At 68.8% G+C, this 17,267-nt stretch carries 17 protein-coding genes and 1 tRNA gene; 12 read left to right on the top strand and 6 right to left on the bottom strand.

Going from position 1 to position 17,267, the window contains the following annotated elements:
- Positions 1-36: 36 nt before the first annotated feature.
- Genes QQK83_RS01730 through QQK83_RS01720 form a run of 3 tightly spaced genes read right to left on the bottom strand, consistent with a single transcriptional unit; the run spans position 37 to position 2,648 of the window.
- Positions 37-975, bottom strand: coding sequence for a tyrosine recombinase (locus QQK83_RS01730; RefSeq protein WP_284261072.1), 939 nt, complete (start codon positions 973-975; stop codon positions 37-39).
- A gap of 4 nt (positions 976-979) precedes the next feature.
- On the bottom strand, positions 980-2,524 hold the full coding sequence (locus tag QQK83_RS01725) for a hypothetical protein (RefSeq protein WP_284261070.1): 1,545 nt from the start codon (positions 2,522-2,524) through the stop codon (positions 980-982).
- Positions 2,514-2,648 (bottom strand): hypothetical protein, encoded by a 135-nt coding sequence (locus QQK83_RS01720; RefSeq protein ID WP_284261068.1) that lies wholly within the window; start codon positions 2,646-2,648, stop codon positions 2,514-2,516. Before QQK83_RS01720 ends, QQK83_RS01725 begins: the two co-directional genes overlap by 11 nt.
- Positions 2,649-2,792: 144 nt before the next feature.
- Between QQK83_RS01720 and QQK83_RS01715 the strand changes: the two genes are divergently transcribed.
- Together QQK83_RS01715 and aroB are read left to right on the top strand one after the other, a co-directional pair.
- On the top strand, positions 2,793-3,374 hold the full coding sequence (locus QQK83_RS01715) for a shikimate kinase (protein ID WP_284261066.1): 582 nt from the start codon (positions 2,793-2,795) through the stop codon (positions 3,372-3,374).
- Complete coding sequence (gene aroB, locus QQK83_RS01710) at positions 3,371-4,483, top strand: 3-dehydroquinate synthase (RefSeq protein ID WP_284261061.1); 1,113 nt, start codon at positions 3,371-3,373, stop codon at positions 4,481-4,483. The genes QQK83_RS01715 and aroB overlap by 4 nt, the downstream gene beginning before the upstream one ends.
- Before the next feature lie 60 nt (positions 4,484-4,543).
- On the opposite strand, the gene gpt is transcribed toward aroB, so the two are convergent.
- Together gpt and fabI are read right to left on the bottom strand one after the other, a co-directional pair.
- The gene (gene gpt / locus QQK83_RS01705; RefSeq protein WP_284261059.1) at positions 4,544-5,065 is read right to left on the bottom strand and encodes a xanthine phosphoribosyltransferase; all 522 of its coding nucleotides are present in this window, start codon (positions 5,063-5,065) and stop codon (positions 4,544-4,546) included.
- A 4-nt stretch (positions 5,066-5,069) separates the two neighbouring features.
- On the bottom strand, positions 5,070-5,927 hold the full coding sequence (gene fabI / locus QQK83_RS01700) for an enoyl-ACP reductase FabI (protein WP_284261057.1): 858 nt from the start codon (positions 5,925-5,927) through the stop codon (positions 5,070-5,072).
- An 88-nt stretch (positions 5,928-6,015) separates the two neighbouring features.
- Between fabI and pdxH the strand changes: the two genes are divergently transcribed.
- From pdxH to QQK83_RS01675, 5 genes are all read left to right on the top strand, one after another.
- The gene (pdxH, locus tag QQK83_RS01695; protein WP_284261055.1) at positions 6,016-6,636 is read left to right on the top strand and encodes a pyridoxamine 5'-phosphate oxidase; all 621 of its coding nucleotides are present in this window, start codon (positions 6,016-6,018) and stop codon (positions 6,634-6,636) included.
- A 185-nt stretch (positions 6,637-6,821) separates the two neighbouring features.
- On the top strand, positions 6,822-7,340 hold the full coding sequence (locus QQK83_RS01690; protein WP_417750325.1) for a cold-shock protein: 519 nt from the start codon (positions 6,822-6,824) through the stop codon (positions 7,338-7,340).
- Between the two features lie 12 nt (positions 7,341-7,352).
- The gene (locus tag QQK83_RS01685; RefSeq protein WP_284261051.1) at positions 7,353-7,874 is read left to right on the top strand and encodes a DUF192 domain-containing protein; all 522 of its coding nucleotides are present in this window, start codon (positions 7,353-7,355) and stop codon (positions 7,872-7,874) included.
- A gap of 51 nt (positions 7,875-7,925) precedes the next feature.
- Positions 7,926-8,002 (top strand) — tRNA-Pro (locus QQK83_RS01680).
- Between the two features lie 564 nt (positions 8,003-8,566).
- Complete coding sequence (locus QQK83_RS01675; RefSeq protein WP_284261049.1) at positions 8,567-12,241, top strand: vitamin B12-dependent ribonucleotide reductase; 3,675 nt, start codon at positions 8,567-8,569, stop codon at positions 12,239-12,241.
- A gap of 209 nt (positions 12,242-12,450) precedes the next feature.
- Here the strand turns inward: QQK83_RS01675 and QQK83_RS01670 are convergent, their stop codons facing one another.
- Positions 12,451-13,371, bottom strand: a complete 921-nt coding sequence (locus QQK83_RS01670; protein WP_284261047.1) for an MBL fold metallo-hydrolase — start codon at positions 13,369-13,371, stop codon at positions 12,451-12,453.
- Between the two features lie 188 nt (positions 13,372-13,559).
- Here QQK83_RS01670 and QQK83_RS01665 point away from each other — a divergent pair, with 188 nt between their 5' ends.
- The 5 genes from QQK83_RS01665 (at position 13,560) to modC (ending at position 17,200) form a co-directional block, all read left to right on the top strand.
- Positions 13,560-14,084 (top strand): hypothetical protein, encoded by a 525-nt coding sequence (locus tag QQK83_RS01665; protein ID WP_284261044.1) that lies wholly within the window; start codon positions 13,560-13,562, stop codon positions 14,082-14,084.
- 62 nt (positions 14,085-14,146) lie between these two features.
- A complete protein-coding gene (locus QQK83_RS01660; protein WP_284261041.1) occupies positions 14,147-14,509 on the top strand; it encodes a winged helix-turn-helix domain-containing protein in 363 nt (120 codons plus the stop codon).
- A gap of 165 nt (positions 14,510-14,674) precedes the next feature.
- On the top strand, positions 14,675-15,382 hold the full coding sequence (gene modA / locus QQK83_RS01655; protein ID WP_284261039.1) for a molybdate ABC transporter substrate-binding protein: 708 nt from the start codon (positions 14,675-14,677) through the stop codon (positions 15,380-15,382).
- Positions 15,375-16,082 (top strand): molybdate ABC transporter permease subunit, encoded by a 708-nt coding sequence (modB, locus tag QQK83_RS01650; protein WP_284261036.1) that lies wholly within the window; start codon positions 15,375-15,377, stop codon positions 16,080-16,082. The genes modA and modB overlap by 8 nt, the downstream gene beginning before the upstream one ends.
- Positions 16,079-17,200 carry a molybdenum ABC transporter ATP-binding protein gene (gene modC / locus QQK83_RS01645; protein WP_284261032.1) on the top strand — a complete coding sequence of 374 codons (1,122 nt, stop codon included), beginning with the start codon at positions 16,079-16,081 and terminating at the stop codon, positions 17,198-17,200. Before modB ends, modC begins: the two co-directional genes overlap by 4 nt.
- Positions 17,201-17,267: the final 67 nt, after the last annotated feature.

Below are 17,267 nucleotides of genomic sequence, written 5' to 3'. Positions count from 1 at the left end.
TGGGGGATAGAGATGGGAGGGGGGCGCGCGTTAACCTTAACGGTGTGCGAGCGGGTGGTTTTCGAGGACGAGGCGTTTGAGGCGGTCGTCGAGGATATGGGTGTAGATCTCGGTGGTGGCGATATCGGCATGGCCGAGCAGCGCCTGGATCGCGCGCAGGTCGGCGCCGTTCTGAAGCAGGTGGGTGGCGAAGGCGTGGCGCAGCACATGCGGCGTGACGCGGGCGGGGTCGAGGTTGGCCGCCAGCGCCAGCTCCTTGATCAGCGTGAAGAAGCGGATGCGGGTGAGATGCCCCGCCTTGCCGCGCGAGGGGAAGAGGAAGGGCGAGGGGCGCGCGCCGGTTTCGGCCTTGTGACGGGCGTCCTCGGCGTCGCGGTGGGCGAGCCATGCGGTGATCGCGTCGCGCGCGGGGGGCGACAGGGGGACCATGCGTTCCTTGCCGCCCTTGCCGCGGACCAGCAGAAGCTGCGGATCGCCGCGGACGGCGGCGACGGGCAGCGCGACCAGTTCGCTGACGCGCAGGCCTGTGGCATAGAGCAGCTGCATCAGGCAGGTGTTGCGGAGACGGTCCGCGGCGCTGCGGCCATGGGTTTCGGCGACGGCGAGAAGGGCGTCGACCTCCGCCATGCTCAGGGTGCCGGGCAGGCTGCGCTTGCGGCCCGGTCCCTTGATCTGCAGCGCGGGGTTGTCCGGGCGCCAGCCCTCGTCCACGGCGAAACGGTAGAACTGCTTGAGCGCCGAGAGCCGTCGCGCGCGGGTGGCGGGGGCAAGCCCCTCGGCGTCCAGCTGGGCGATGTAGCCCTCGAGCGCGGCGCGGTCGGCCCGGGCCAGCGCAGTACCGTGCCGCGCCAGCCAGTCGGCGGCATCGGCCAGGTCGCGGCCATAGGCCAGCTGCGTGTTGCGCGCGGCCCCCTGTTCGGCGGCCTGCGCCGCGAGGAAACCCGAGATCCGGCGCGCGCTGTCGGGGTCGGCCATGGCGCTACCCTTCGAGCAGCACGAGCTGCAGGGCGGCGCGGCGGGCTACGTCCTCGAGTCCCACGGCGCGGTAGAGGGCCAACGCATCGGTGATGTCGCCGGGGTCGCGTTCGGGGTCCGACAGGACCAGCGCCGCGCGCAACAGCGCCTCGCCCAGCCGGTCATTCTGGACGAACCACGCGTAGCGGTGGGCGGGCGGCTCGGCGTCGAAGGCGCGGGCGGCGGCCAGCATGGTCAGGCTGGCCCCGGCGGGCGGTGTCGCGGGAAGGCCGCGCGCCAGCGCGAAGGCGAAGCCTTCGGCCTCGGACTGCGGCACGGCGGCCATGGCCACCGCCTCGTAGCCGGACGACAGCAGGCCGATGCGCCGGGCAAGCTGCCCCGCGTCGCCGGTCAGCGGGCTGCGCAGCAGGCGGGGGGCATAGGCCTCGGCGAAGGCGGTCTCGAGCCCGGCGTCGCGCATCGCCGCCCATGCGGGGGCGAGGCGGGCGGCGGTCTCGGCCGCGTCGCCCGCCAGGAGCGCCGCGTCGAAGCGTTGCAGCGCCGCGACCCTGTCCCAGACCCCGCCCGACGCGGAGGGCACGCGCGCGGTATAGAGCGCAAGCCATTGGCCCGCCTCGATCGCGCCCGAGCGGGTCAGCCGCTCGGCGGCGTCGAGCTGCGCGTTCCACCCGGCCAGGTCGCTCAGGTCGGCATGGGCGAAGGCCAGCGGCAGGTCGGTGGTGGCGGGCCGCTCGCCGATGGCCGCGCGCATGTGAAAGGCCAGCGGCGTCAGCGCCGGGTCGGGGGGCAGCGGCGGCTCGCCCTCGAAGAGCTCGGGGTCCAGGAAACGGGCGATCAGGTCGCCCTCGGCGGTGGTGATCCGTCCCAGCGCCTCGCCGGTGCCGAGGGCGAGGGCGGCCGCGGGCCAGTCGCCATCGCGCGCTAGGCAAAGGATCCGCGCGGGCAGCGTGGGGGCGAGGTCGGGGCTGGCCTCCATCGTCTGACAGGCGCGGTCGGCATGGCCGGTCAGCAGCGAGACATCGAACCAGCGGCGGAACACCTCGGCGTTCGAGGCCCCGGCGCGTTCGATCAGCGCCTGCGCCGGATCGAGCGCGCCGCGCGCCAGCAGCATGTCGACGCGCGCGAGGAACAGCCCCGGAACGTCCGGGGCGGCATCGGCGGGCGGGTCCAGCTCGGCCAGCGCCAGCGTTTCGGTGAAGGCCTGGATCGCGGGCAGACCCTGCACCGGCTGCGCCCGGAACAGGCGCGAGAGCGTCTCGGTCTCGGACGCGCCCCACAGCTCGCGGGGCAGGCCGGTGATCGCGGCGGGCAATAGCCCGACCGCGTCGATGGTGACCGCGCCCAGCGGCATGACCGTGACCGCGGGCGGCAGGGCCGAGGTGGCGATGTCGCCATGCGGCCGCGTGACGGTATCCGACAGCCAGTCGGGCGAGCTGGTCTCGGGCAGGTCGGAGAGATCCGCCAGCGCGGGAGGAAGCGTCGAGCCGTCCTGCGCGGCCAGCGGCAGGGGGGCGAGGCACAGCAGGACGAGCGCGGCCCTAGTCCACATCGAGCTCCACCGGGCTGGTGACGGTGGTCTGCGCGGGCACGAGATAGCCCGAGTAGGAATAGCCGATCAGGCCGAGCACCCCCAGCACGATCAGCACCACCAGTAGAGTTATGATGCGCCCCATGGCCCCCTGTATCCTTGTCCTGCCTTGCCTCGCGTCTCGACCGCGACACACTGGCCGCGGATCGGCGTTTGCCGCCGTTCTGGAATCCTTATAAGGCATCCGGGGCGGAATTGCGCCAGGCACGGGAAAAGAAATTTCGGGATCATGGGCGAAACACCGCCACATTCGCGTGAACACACGGCAGAGCGGCTGCTGCGGACGGTCGTCCTGGTGGGGATGATGGGTGCGGGCAAGACCGCCGTGGGCCGTGCGCTGGCCACCCGGCTGGGGGCCGAGATGCGCGACTCGGATGCCGAGATCGTCGCCTCCAGCCAGCTGAGCATCGCCGAGATCTTCGACCGCTACGGCGAGCCCTTCTTCCGCGAAAAGGAAAGCGCGGTGATCGCGCGGCTGCTGGACGGGCCGCCTTGCATCCTGTCGACGGGCGGGGGCGCGTGGCTGTCCGAGGCGAACCGCGCGCTCCTGACGCGCGAGGCGGCGGTGCTCTGGCTTCAGGCCGATCTCGAGCTGCTGTGGCAACGCGTGCGCCACAAGACGACGCGGCCGCTGTTGCGGACCGACAATCCCCGGCGCACCCTGTCCGAGCTGCTGGACGCGCGCGCGCCGGTCTATGCCCTTGCGCCGCTCAAGGTGCATGTGGCCCCCGACTGGTCGATCGAGGAGACGGCCGAGCGGGTGATGGCGGAACTGGCCCGCGCGGGCGCGGTGGAGGGATATGAGCCATGACGGTGACGGTGCATGTGCCGCTGGGCGAGCGGGCCTATGACGTGCGCATCGGTGCGGGGCTGATCGGGCGCGCGGGGGCCGAGATTGCGCCGCTGCTGCGCCGCCCGAAGGTCTGGATCGTGACCGAGGAGCGGGTCGCTTCGCTGCATCTTGCGGCGTTGCAGGCGGGGCTGCAGGCGGGCGGCGTGGACAGCGCCGCGCTGATCCTGCCGCCGGGCGAGGGGACGAAGAGCTGGCCGAACCTCATTCGCGTGGTCGAATGGTGGCTCTCGGAAAAGGTCGAGCGGCGCGACGTGGTCGTCGCCTTCGGCGGCGGCGTGATCGGCGATCTCGTGGGCTTCGCCGCCGCGATCCTGCGCCGCGGCGTGCGCTTCGTGCAGCTGCCGACCTCGCTTCTGGCGCAGGTGGACAGCTCGGTGGGCGGCAAGACCGGGATCAACACCGAACACGGCAAGAACCTGGTCGGCAGTTTTCACCAGCCGTCGCTGGTGCTGGCCGATATCGACGTGCTGGGCACGCTTGCGCCGCGCGATTTCCTTGCCGGCTACGGCGAGGTGGCCAAATACGGGCTTCTGGGGGATGCCGGGTTCTTCGGCTGGCTCGAGGAGAACGGGCCGGCGCTGGCCGCGGGCGATGCCGCGCTGAGGGCCGAGGCGGTGCGCCGCTCGGTCCAGATGAAGGCCGACATCGTCGTGCGCGACGAGACCGAACAGGGCGACCGTGCGCTTCTGAACCTCGGCCACACCTTCTGCCATGCGCTTGAGGCCGCGACGGGCTATTCCGACCGGCTGCTGCATGGCGAGGGCGTGGCGATCGGCTGCGCGCTGGCCTTCGAACTGTCGGCGCGGCTGGGGCTTTGCGCGCAGGAAGACCCGAGCCGGGTGCGCGCGCATCTCGCCGGGATGGGCATGAAGCGCGATCTGGCCGACATTCCGGGCGATCTGCCGGATGCCGACGGGCTGCTGGCGCTGATGGCGCAGGACAAGAAGGTGGTGGACGGCCAGCTGCGCTTCATTCTCGCGCGCGGGATCGGCGACGCCTTCGTCACGGGCGATGTGCCGGTGGAGGCCGTGCGCGCCGTGCTGGCCGAGGCTCTGGCGACGCCGTAACGAATTTTCGTACGAAAATTCGCATGATGCGAAAATTCGTACGAATTTTCGGTGTCGCGCTCAGTCCTTGCCGCGATAGGGCTCGACGTATTGCAGCGCCATGTCCCAGGGGAAGAAGATCCAGGTGTCCTGGCTCACCCCGGTGATGAAGGTGTCGACCATCGGCTCGCCCTTGGGCTTGGCATAGACCGTGGCGAAATGCGCCTTGGGGTAGAGCTGGCGCACCAGCTCCAGCGTCTTGCCGGTGTCGACCAGGTCGTCGACGATCAGCACGCCCTCGCCATCGCCCATCATCGCGTCATCGGGGCTTTTCAGCACCTCGGCCTCGCGCTGCTTGTCGGCCTTGCCGCCGCCCGCGTGGTAGGATTTGACCGAAATCGTATCGACGGTACGGATGTCCAGTTCGCGCGCGACGATCATCGCGGGGGCCATGCCGCCGCGGGTGATCGCGACCACCGCGCGCCAGCCGCCGTCTTCGCCCGGGCCGCGCTTGTCCAGCCGCCAGGCCAGCGCGCGGGCGTCGCGGTGCAGCTGGTCCCAGCTGACGTGAAAGCCTTTCTCATGGGGCAGGGGCGTGATCATGGGCCTAGCCCTCCTTCTTCTCGAGGCTCATGTCGGGGGCCTCGGGGTTCTTCATGCCGATGACATGATAGCCCGAGTCGACATGCAGCACCTCGCCCGTCACCGCGCTGGACATGTCCGACAGCAGGTAGAGGGCCGACTGGCCCACCTCGTCCTGCGTCACGGTCCGGCGGAGCGGCGCGTTGTTCTCGTTCCACTTCAGGATGTAGCGGAAATCGCCGATGCCCGAGGCGGCCAACGTCTTGATCGTGCCCGCGGAAATCGCGTTCACGCGGATGCCGTCGCGGCCCAGGTCCTCGGCCAGATACATCACCGACGCCTCGAGCGCGGCCTTGGCGACACCCATGACGTTGTAATGCGGCATGACCTTCTCCGCGCCGTAATAGGTCAGCGTCAGAAGGCTGCCGCCGTTCGGCATCATCTTCTCGGCGCGCTGGCAAACGGCGGTGAAGGAATAGACCGAGATGTTCATCGTCATGGCGAAATTCGCCGGGCTTGTCTCGACGTAGCGGCCGCGCAGCTCGCTCTTGTCGGAAAAACCGATGGCATGGACCACGAAATCGAGGCTGCCCCATTTTTCCTGAAGCTCCGCGAAGAGCGCGTCGAGCGACGCTTCGTCGCCCACGTCGCAGGGGATCATCAGCTCGGAGCCGAGGCTTTCGGCCAGCGGCTTCACCCGCTTCAGCAGCGCCTCGCCCTGATAGGAAAACGCCAGCTCCGCGCCCTCGGCCGCCACGGCCTTGGCGATGCCCCAGGCGATGGACTTGTCGTTTGCGAGCCCCATGATGAGCCCGCGCTTGCCCGTCATCAACCCCATCGCATTCCCCATCCGCCAAGCTGTGTTACCGGTCTGGTAAGCCATCCCCACCGGGGCTTCAAGATAGGGCGTCTTGCTGCGGGGCCGCTCGGGCGCTAGCTCGTCGTCCCAGGAACCATGTGGAGAACGACCCATGACCGAACGAACCGGCATCTTCGCGGGCGACGACCCATTCGTCATCGCGCGGGCCTGGCTGGCCGAGGCCGAGGCCTCGGAACCCAACGATCCCAACGCCATCGCGTTGGCCAGCGTCGACGCCGAGGGGCTGCCGAACGTGCGGATGGTGCTTCTCAAGGACATCGAAAGCGCGGGCGCGGGGCAGGGGGCTTTCGTCTTCTACACCAATTACGAAAGCGCCAAGGGGCAGGAGCTGATGGCCTCGGGCAAGGCGGCCTTCGTGATGCACTGGAAATCCCTGCACCGGCAGGTCCGGGTGCGCGGGCTGGTGACCCGCGAGGAGGGCGAGACGGCCGATGCCTACTACGCCTCGCGCTCGCTCAAGAGCCGCCTCGGCGCCTGGGCGTCGCGGCAATCGCGGCCGCTGGCCAGCCGGGCCGCGCTGATGGCCGAGGTCGCCCGCATCACCGCGCAGCAGGGACCGAACCCCGACCGGCCGCCGTTCTGGGGCGGGTTCCGCATCACCCCGGTCGAGATCGAGTTCTGGGCCGACGGCGCCTTTCGGCTGCATGACCGGTTCCGCTGGACCCGCTCCGGTCCCGCCGAACCATGGCAGGTGACGCGGCTCAATCCCTGAGCCGCCATGCCGATGCCGGGCCCGTCATGCCGGTTGGCATGATGCGTGCATGAACGCACGCGCACAGTGCGGATTCGCAGCCCTTCGGGCTAAATGTTATTCTAGGACAATAATTTCGACTTGAGTCTGCTGCGATACCCCTTCAGGTTCGGCGCGGGGACATTTCGTAGCAACGGATGATGGGAATGGCCTGTATGGCTGATGAAAAGCAAGATATCTCACCGATCGTCGCAGGCCGCGTGAAGTGGTTCGACGTCGCAAAGGGATTCGGGTTCATCGTGGCGGATGAGGGAGGGCCCGACATCCTCCTTCATGCGAATGTTCTGAGGAATTTCGGGCAGGGCTCCGTGGCCGATGACGCGCGCATCTCGGTGCGGGTGCAGATGACACCGCGCGGCGTGCAGGCCAGCGAAGTGATCGAGATCATCCCGCCCGAAGGGCTGGACGAAGGTGACGAGGGGTTCCAGATCGACATCCCCTCGGACGTGCCCTTCGTGCCCGGCCGCGTGAAATGGTTCGACAAGACGAAAGGCTTTGGCTTCGCCAACATCTTCGGGCATCCTGAAGACGTGTTCGTGCATGTCGAGGTGCTGCGCCGCTGCGGGCTTGCCGATCTCATGCCCGGCGAAGCCGTGGCGATGAGGGTGGTGGATGGTCCCCGCGGCAAGATGGCGGCCGAAGTGCGCGCCTGGGATTACGTGTAAAGGATAGCGCCGATGCGCCCGTTCCGGTTTCTCGTCGCGGCCCTGGTTCTGGCCGCAGCCCCTGTCACACAGGCTGCTGCGGCCTGCTCCGAGGATCGCGTCGAGATCCGGGGCGACTTCGGCTCGGTCCGGTTTCGTGTCGCCGTCGCGGACACGCCCGAGGCGCGGGCGCAAGGGCTGATGAACGTGCCCGAGATGCCGCGCATGGTCGGCATGCTGTTCGTCTACGAGCGCGCCAACACGGTGGCGTTCTGGATGAAGAACACGCTGATCCCGCTCGACATGATCTTTGCCGATGAAACCGGCGCGATCGTGCATATCCACGAAAACGCCGTCCCGCTCGACGAGACGCCGGTGCCCAGCGGCTTCCTCGTGGATGCTCAGGGGCAACCGACGCCGGGCATTCCCGACATCCAGTATGTGCTCGAGATCAACGGCGGCATGTCCGAGCAGCTGGGCCTGTCCGCGGGCGACCAGATGCGCCACCCCGCCATCCTGCAGGAGACCGCCGCCTGGCCCTGCCCGGTCGAGTGATCTTGCGGGGTTGCGCTGCCCCGCCCGGCGGCGCTAAGAGCGGGATCAGGTCGGGGCGTGGCGCAGTCTGGTAGCGCACCTGTTTTGGGTACAGGGGGTCGTGAGTTCGAATCTCGCCGCCCCGACCAATCCCGCCACATACCACATCTAGTGTCATCTGCCGGTTACCTCTCCGTAATGTGGTGGGACATGGCCGGTTCTGGCGCTTGCCTGTGGTGTATCTGCCATATCTTTGGCAGCAAGGCGCGGCGACGAAGGATAGGATGCCCTTGGGCCGGCGACCTTGGGTGATACTTCAACCGCCGCCGTTATCCCTGCGAAAAACAACGATATCCGCCGATACCGGACGCCGAGCCGCATCCGATCAGAATCGTGACACCGGCGGAGGGACGGAAAGGGGCGCCGTTTTCAACCCAAATTTGCCGCCTCGGCTGCCAAAAAAACGATTGACCCTCCGACCCCTCCTACGTCAGATTGTGCGAGCCGATTGAGACACCACAACATATGGTGCGTCGGCGGGGGGCAGGGAGAAATCCCGACATGGACATCCAGGCACATCCCGCAAGGGGTGTGACGGGCCGGTGCAGCCGGGCCGGGGGGGTGCCTTCTTGCCTTCAAGACCAAGACGGTCAGAGCGCAACGACGCTGGCAGACCGCGCGGAGCGAACCAGGGCTAGAAGAGGCAGTAATCCATGAAGATCGACCGTAGATTCACCCGTGCCGGCGCAGATGCGTATGCTGATCTGGAATTCACCACCACCACGTCGGAAATCCGCAACCCTGACGGCACCGTGGTCTTCAAGCTCGACGCCGTCGAGGTGCCCGTGGGCTGGAGCCAGGTGGCCTCGGACGTCATCGCGCAGAAGTATTTCCGCAAGGCCGGCGTTCCCGCGGCCCTGAAGCCCGTCAAGGAAAAGGGCGTCCCCAGCTTCCTGTGGCGGCAGGTCGCCGATGAGGCCGCCCTCGCCGCCTTGCCCGAAGACCAGCGTTACGGCGGCGAGACCTCGGCCAAGCAGGTGTTCCGCCGCCTTGCGGGCGCGTGGTGCTACTGGGGCTGGAAGGGTGGCTACTTCACCACCGAGGACGACGCCCGCGCCTATTTCGACGAGATGCAGCTGATGCTGGCGCGCCAGATGGCAGCGCCCAACAGCCCGCAGTGGTTCAACACCGGCCTGCATTGGGCTTACGGCATCGACGGCCCGAGCCAGGGGCATTTCTACGTCGATTGGCAAAGCGGCAAGCTGACCAAGTCGACCAGCGCCTATGAACACCCCCAGCCGCACGCCTGCTTCATCCAGTCCGTCGCCGATGACCTCGTGAACGAGGGCGGCATCATGGACCTCTGGGTGCGCGAGGCGCGCCTGTTCAAGTATGGCTCTGGCACCGGCACCAACTTCAGCCACCTGCGCGGCGAGGGCGAGAAGCTTTCGGGCGGCGGCAAGTCCTCGGGCCTGATGGGCTTTCTCAAGATCGGCGACCGTGCGGCGGGCGCGATCAAGTCGGGCGGCACCACGCGCCGCGCGGCCAAGATGGTGATCGTCGACGCCGACCACCCCGATATCGAGGCCTTCATCGACTGGAAGGTGATCGAGGAACAGAAGGTCGCCAGCCTCGTCGCGGGCTCCAAGACCCACGAGAAGATGCTGAACGCCATCTTCACCGCGATCCGCGAGTGGGACGGCCTGCTCGAGGATGGCGTCGAGCCCACGAAGAACGAGACGCTGAAAAAGGCGATCCGCGCCGCGAAATCCGCCGCGATCCCCGAAACCTACATCAAGCGCGTGCTGGACTACGCGCGTCAGGGCTACACCTCGATCGAGTTCCCGACCTATGACACCGATTGGGACAGCGAGGCCTATTCGAGCGTTTCCGGCCAGAACTCCAACAACTCGATCCGCGTCACTGACGCCTTCCTCAAGGCCGTCGAGAACGATGACGACTGGGAGCTGATCAGCCGCGTCAACGGCAAGCCGACCAAGACGGTCAAGGCGCGGGAGCTTTGGGAAAAGGTGGGCCATGCCGCATGGGCCTGCGCCGATCCGGGCATCCAGTTCCACGACACCGTCAACGCCTGGCACACCTGCCCCGAAGACGGCGCGATCCGCGGCTCAAACCCGTGCTCGGAATACATGTTCCTCGACGATACGGCCTGCAACCTCGCCTCGATGAACCTGTTGACCTTCTACTCGGGCGGCCAGTTCGACGCGGAAAGCTATGTCCATGCCACGCGGCTCTGGACGCTGACGCTGGAAATCTCGGTGATGATGGCGCAGTTCCCCTCCAAGGAAATCGCGCAGCTCTCCTACGACTTCCGCACGCTCGGCCTTGGCTACGCCAACATCGGCGGCCTGCTGATGAACATGGGGCTTGGCTATGACAGCGCCGAGGGTCGTGCGATGTGCGGGGCGTTGACCGCGATCATGACCGGCGTGGCCTATGCCACCTCGGCCGAGATCGCCAGCGAGCTGGGCCCCTTCGCGGGCTTCGAGCGCAACCGCGAGCACATGCTGCGCGTGATGCGCAACCACCGCGCCGCGGCCTATGGCAAGACCGAGGGCTATGAGGCGGTGAACGTGAACCCCGTCGCCCTCGACCACGCCAATTGCCCCGACGCCCGGCTGATCAAGCTGGCCAAGCAGGCCTGGGACGATGCCCTCAGCCTCGGCGAGGCGCATGGCTACCGCAACGCGCAATCCACCGTCATTGCGCCCACGGGCACCATCGGCCTTGTCATGGACTGCGACACCACCGGGATCGAGCCCGACTTCGCGCTGGTCAAGTTCAAGAAGCTGGCCGGCGGCGGCTACTTCAAGATCATCAACCAGTCGGTGCCGGGCGCGCTGGAAACGCTGGGCTATTCCTCCAGCCAGATCGAAGAGATCATCGCCTATGCCGTGGGTCACGGCACGTTGGGGCAGGCACCCGGCATCAACCACACCGCCCTGATCGGCCACGGCTTCGGCCGCGCCGAGATCGAGAAGATCGAGGCGGCGCTGCCCTCCGCCTTCGACATCCGCTTCGTCTTCAACCAGTGGACGCTGGGGGCCGAGTTCTGCACCGAAACGCTGGGCATCCCGGCGACCAAGCTGAACGATCCCACCTTCGACATGCTGCGCCACCTCGGCTTCACCAAGGCCGAGATCGACGCCGCCAACGACCATGTCTGCGGGACCATGACGCTCGAGGGCGCGCCCTTCCTCAAGGAAGAGCATTACCACGTCTTCGACTGCGCCAACCCCTGCGGGAAGAAGGGCAAGCGGTTCCTCAACGTCGACAGCCACATCTACATGATGGCGGCCGCCCAAAGCTTCATCTCGGGCGCGATCTCCAAGACGATCAACATGCCCAACTCGGCCACGATCGAGGATTGCCAGAAGGCCTATGAACTGTCCTGGTCGCTGGGGGTGAAGGCCAACGCGCTCTACCGCGACGGCTCCAAGCTGTCGCAGCCGCTGGCCTCCGCGCTGGTGGAGGATGACGAGGACGCGCAGGAGGTGCTGGAAACCGGCACCACCATGGAAAAAGCGCAGGTCATCGCCGAGAAGATCGTCGAGAAGATCGTGGTCAAGGAGGTCATCAAGGCCCACCGCGAGAAGATGCCCGACCGCCGCAAGGGCTACACGCAAAAGGCCATCGTGGGCGGCCACAAGGTCTACCTGCGCACCGGCGAATACCAGGACGGCTCGCTGGGCGAGATCTTCATCGACATGCACAAGGAAGGCGCGGGCTTCCGTGCGATGATGAACAACTTCGCCATCGCCGTTTCGGTCGGCCTTCAGTACGGCGTGCCGCTGGAGGAGTTCGTGGACGCCTTCACCTTCACCAAGTTCGAACCCTCGGGGATGGTGCAGGGCAACGACTCGATCAAGAACGCGACCTCGATCCTCGATTACATCTTCCGCGAGCTGGCCGTGTCCTACCTCGACCGGACCGACCTCGCCCATGTGGCACCCACCGGCCAGACCTTCGACGACGTGGGCCGCGGCGCGGAAGAGGGCGTGTCGAACGTCAAGGAAGTGCCGGACAGCCGCGCCTCCTCGCCCATCGACGTGCTGCGCCAGGTCGCCTCGACGGGCTACCTCCGCAAGCGCGCCCCGCAGGAGCTGGTGGTCTTCCAGGGCGGCGCGGCCGACCCGGTGGCGACGCTGGAAACCCTTGTCCCCGAGACCCGCGGCGGCGCCACCGTGGCGGCGGTCGCTTCGACCACGGCGGTCACCACCGGCACGGTCAGCATGGACGCCCGCACCAAGGCGAAGATGCAGGGCTACGAGGGCGAAGCCTGCGGCGAATGCGGCAACTACACGCTGGTCCGCAACGGGACCTGCATGAAGTGCAACACTTGCGGCGCGACGTCGGGCTGTAGCTGAACACCAATCGGGCGCGCGGGGCCCAAGGTCGCGCGCCTGTCATCCGGGGCGGGTGCGCTCGCCCCTGACGCGGATCAGGCCGCAGGCAGAACACTTCGGGCAGTGAACATCAGAGCCTGATACGCGAAACTCGAAGGGGCGCCCCAGTGGCGCCCCTCTTTTCCTTCAATGCTTTGCAAGGCGATCTTCATGCATCGCATGAAGGGGCCTCACGCCTCCGGAACAAAGCGATATCCCTCACCCTCGGCTGCGACCCGGCCGATCCCGCCGCCGCCCAGGTGGAAGCCGATGACGCCCATGTCGTCCGCCGTGATCCGGTCGAACAGCGCGACCCGCGTCGCCGCCGCCGCCTCCGGGTCCTGGTCCGAGCCCGAGACCCAGCCGGGCCGGGCAAAGGCCACGTGATCGTTGCCGATCGCATCGCCCAGCACCATCACCGCTTCCGCGCCCTCGCCGATGACGAAGCCCATGTGCCCCGGCGTGTGCCCCGGCGTCAGCGCGGCCACCACGCCCGGCAGAACCTCGTCCCCGTCGCCAAACCGTGTCATCGCAGCGGCCACCACCGAGAGCCGCCGTTGCGCCCCCACGGCAAAGGCCGCGCGTTCCGCGCCGATGCTGCCGACGGTCGCGTCGTCCATCCAGTAGTCGAACTCCACCCCGCCCATCATGTGTTCGGCATTGGCGAAATAGGGCTCGTCGAAATCGTCCAGCACCCCCCAGAGGTGATCCGGATGCCCATGGGTGAAGATCACATGCGTGACGTCGAACGGGTCGATCCCCGCCGCGGCCAGCGCATCGGGCAGCATCCCCGCGGAAGGCATGAATTGCGTGCCCGAGCCCGCGTCGAACAGCGCCAGCACATCGCCCCGCCGCAGCAGCGTCAGGTTGCAGGGCGGCGTCAGCGGCGCGGCGGGATCGACGCCATAGGGCGCCAGCACCTGCGCCAGTTCCCCCGAGGGCATCGGCCCGAAGATGAACTCGGCCGGCAGCGACAGCGTGCCGTCGCTCAGCGTCGTGATCTCGGTATCGCCCATCCTCAGCGTGGTCTGCGTCCAGCCGATGCGGGGCAGGCCGCTGGCGGCCAACGCCGCGGTTCCGGTGGCCATCAGGCGGCGGCGGGTGATCTGCATCTCGGGTCTCCTCCCTCATGATCGCCCCACCGTAGCGCGCGCGTCATATTCAGGAAAGTGGATATGTGAGGCGGCAGCGCCTCCCCTCGGCACCTTTCCGCGCCCCGTCTTTGCGCCGACAATATTTCTTTGCGAAATCTTTATCCCGGCGCAGGATAACCCCGAGTCTCTGGACACGGGAGGCAACCATGAAGCCCGGACATATCATCCTCGGCGCGGCGCTGGTGGGGGCGGGGGCGCTCACGCCGCTCTGGCTGCCCTTCGGCCCCGTGGGCGGCATCGCGCTTTTGGCGCTCATGCGCATCTGCTGGCTGGAGGACAATATCGTCTCCGACCTGTTCGGCCGCGACCGGCTGCCCACGGGCTACCGCAACACCGCGGCGCTCAGGCGGCTGTTCCTCATGCGCTGGTTCGGCATCTGGTCCGAGGAATCGCGGGCCGAGCAATCGGCGCATCTGATGGCCACCGCGATGCGGGCCGAGGTGCAGATCTGGGGCACGCTGCTGCTGGGGCTCGCCGCGACGCTGACGGCCACCGCGGCGCCCTTCGGGCCATGGGTCAACGGCGGGCTCGGGCTGGGGCTGTTCGTGCTGGCGCTGTCGCGGGCTGATCGGCTGGCGGTGACGCTGGCCCATTGCGACGCGGGCCGCGCGCTGCCCGATCACCTGCTTCTGCCCCGAAGCCGCCGCATCCTCGCCGAGCGCAAGCGATAGCCGTCTTGCCGCTTGCCGCTTGCCGCTTGCCGTCGCGCAGGCGCGCGGTCATGCTGCGCGCGATGACAGCGTCCGACAGCACATCCACCACCATTCGTTTGCGCCTGTTGCTGGGGCAGGACGGCACGAAGCTCGGGCCGGGCAAGGCCGACCTGTTGCAGGGGATCGGCGAGCTTGGCTCGATCTCGGCGGCGGGGCGGCGCATGGGCATGAGCTATCGCCGCGCCTGGGCGCTGGTCGAAGAGATGAACGCCGGTTTCGCCGCGCCGCTGGTGGCCTCCAGCCGCGGCGGGGCCGCGGGGGGCGGTGCGCGGCTGACGCCCGAGGGCGCGGCCGTGCTGGCGCGCTACCGCGCGCTCGAGGCCGAGGTCGCCAACGCGGGGGCCGAGCATATCGCGGCCATCGCCGCGATGCTGCGGTCCTGAGCGGGCAGGGCGATCGGCATGGGTGAACATAACGCTTGCCCGGCGGTCTTCCGGCGCGATATGTCTGCTCGAACATATCGCTTTCCGAGGGCCTCTATGCCGCTTGTCTCACGCCTTGGCCGCCGCCTCCGGCCGCTTCTTGCCGCCGCATGCGCCTGCGCCGGGATGCAAGCCGCCGCGCAGGACCTGACGGTCCATGCCGCGGCTTCGCTCGGGGGGGCGCTCGACGAGGTGGCGACGCTGTGGGAGGACCAGACCGGCGGCACCCTGACGCTGGTCTACGCCGGCAGTTCCGCCTTGGCGCGCCAGATCGCGGCGGGCGCGCCGGGGGATGTCTTCGTCTCGGCCAACACCGCCTGGATGGACGTGCTGGAGGAGGGCGGGCAGCTGCGCGCGGGCAGCCGGGTGGATCTGTTGACCAACAGCCTCGTCGTGATCGCCCCCGCGGGCGCGCCCGCGCCCCTCGACCTCGCCGCCTTGCCGGAGCGCCTCGGCGCGGGCCGCCTCGCGCTCGCCCTGACCGAGGCCGTGCCCGCGGGCATCTACGCACGGCAGGCCCTGACGACCCTCGGCCTGTGGGAGGCCGTCGCGCCGCAGGTGGTCGAGGCCGACAACGTCCGCGCCGCGCTTGCGCTGGTGGCAAGCGGGGCGGCCCCCCTCGGGATCGTCTACGCCACCGACGCCATCGCCGAGCCGCGCGTCGCGGTGCTGGCCGAGCTGCCCGCGGGGTCGCATGACCCCATCCTCTATCCCGCCGCGGCGCTGGCGCAGGGCGACGGCGAAGGGGCCGCGGCGTTGCTGGCCCTGATGCAGGGCGCCGCCGCAGCCGAGGTCTTCCGCCGCCACGGCTTCGGGTGTGCCGGGGATGACTGAGGCGATGTGGGTCCCCCTCAGCCCCGCGGAATGGGAGGTTCTGACCCTCTCGCTGCGCGTCGGGCTGATGGCGGTGGCGCTGACGCTGCCCATCGCGCTCTTCGCCGCCTACGCGCTGGCGCGCTGGAGTTTTCCGGGCAAGGCGCTGGTCAACGGCATCGTCCACCTGCCGCTTGTCCTGCCCCCCGTGGTCACCGGTTACCTCTTGCTCATCACCTTCGGCCCGCAAGCGCCCCTCGGCCGCGTGCTGGAGGCCGTGGGCCTGCCCATCGCCTTTCGCTGGACCGGCGCGGCGGTGGCGGCGGGCGTCATGGCGCTGCCCCTGATGGTGCGCGCGATACGCCTGTCGCTCGAGGCGGTGGACCCACGGCTGGAACAGGCCGCCGCCACGCTGGGGGCCAGCCGCGCGGCGGTCTTCGTCACGGTCACGCTGCCCATGGCGCTGCCGGGCGTGATCGCGGGCACGATCCTGGGCTTTGCCAAGGCCTTGGGCGAGTTCGGGGCGACGATCACCTTCGTCTCCAACATCCCCGGCGAGACACGCACCCTGCCGCTGGCCATCTACTCCTTCCTGCAGATCCCGGGCGGCGAAGGGGCGGCCGCGCGGCTGGTGATCTTCGCCGTGGTCCTGTCGATGGGGGCGCTGCTGGTCTCGGAATGGATCGCGGCGCGGGCGGCCCGGCGGGTGGCGGGCGCATGAGCCTGTCGGTCGAAATCGCGCATCGGTTTCCGGGGCTGACGCTTGAGCTGGGCTTCGACGCGCCCGAGGGGGTCACCGCGCTGATCGGCCGGTCGGGGGCGGGCAAGACGACGGTCGCCAATGTCGTGGCCGGGCTGATGCGGCCCGACCGCGCGCGGGTTCGGCTGGGCGATGTGACGCTGGCCGACACCACCGCGGGCCTGTGGCTCTCGCCGCAGGTGCGGCGCATCGGCTATGTCTTCCAGGAGGCGCGGCTGTTCCCGCATCTCTCCGTCAGGCAGAACCTGCTCTATGGCGCGCGCCGGCGGTCGCGGCTGGCCGAGGCCGAGGGCGAGTTGCCCGGCGTCACCGAGCTTCTGGGCATCGGCGGGTTGCTCACGCGCCGCCCCGGCGCGCTCTCGGGCGGCGAGCGGCAGCGGGTGGCGATAGGCCGGGCGCTTCTGTCGGGGCCGCGGATGCTGCTGCTGGATGAGCCGCTCGCCGCCCTCGACCCGGCGCGCAAGGCCGAGATCCTGCCGTTTCTCGAACGGCTGCGCGACCATGCGGGGCTGCCGATCCTCTATGTCTCGCACGCGATGGAAGAGGTCGCGCGGCTGGCCACCACGGTCGTGGCCCTCGACGCGGGCCGGGTGGTGGCCCAAGGCCCGGCAAGCGCGGTCCTGTCGGACCCTGCCGCGGTGCCCGCGCTCGACCCCGGCGCGGCGGGCGCGGTGATCGAGGCGGTGGTCGAGGCGCAGGACAGCGACGGGTTGACGCGGGTCGCGGCCGCGGGCGGCACGCTTTACCTGCCGCAGATCGCGGCGGAGCCCGGCGCGCGCCTGCGCCTGCGGATCGAGGCGCAGGACGTGATGATCTCGCGCGACCGCCCCGAGGGGCTGTCGGCGCTGAACCTGATCGCGGCGCGCATCATCTCGATCCACCCCGGCCACGGGCCCGGTGCCCTTGTTCGGTTGAAGGCGGGCGAGGCGGTGATCCTGTCGCGGATCACGCAACGTTCGGTCGCGGCCCTCGGGCTGGCCGAAGGGCAGGGGGTGCATGCCGTCATCAAGTCGCTTGCGATGGCGAGCGACAACGTGGGCACGGCGCGGGTGATGGCAGGACAGGGCGACGGCAGATGACAGGGTCAATCCGATGTGAAGCGGTGTCGCATCCTATTGGCGCGGGCGCTGCCGCGGCCTAATGTGG

This window comes from Roseicyclus amphidinii, assembly GCF_030163755.1.
Taxonomy (GTDB): domain Bacteria; phylum Pseudomonadota; class Alphaproteobacteria; order Rhodobacterales; family Rhodobacteraceae; genus Roseicyclus; species Roseicyclus amphidinii.
The sequence above is the reverse complement of the archived record's forward strand: the minus strand, read 5'-3'. Positions and strand labels throughout refer to the sequence as shown.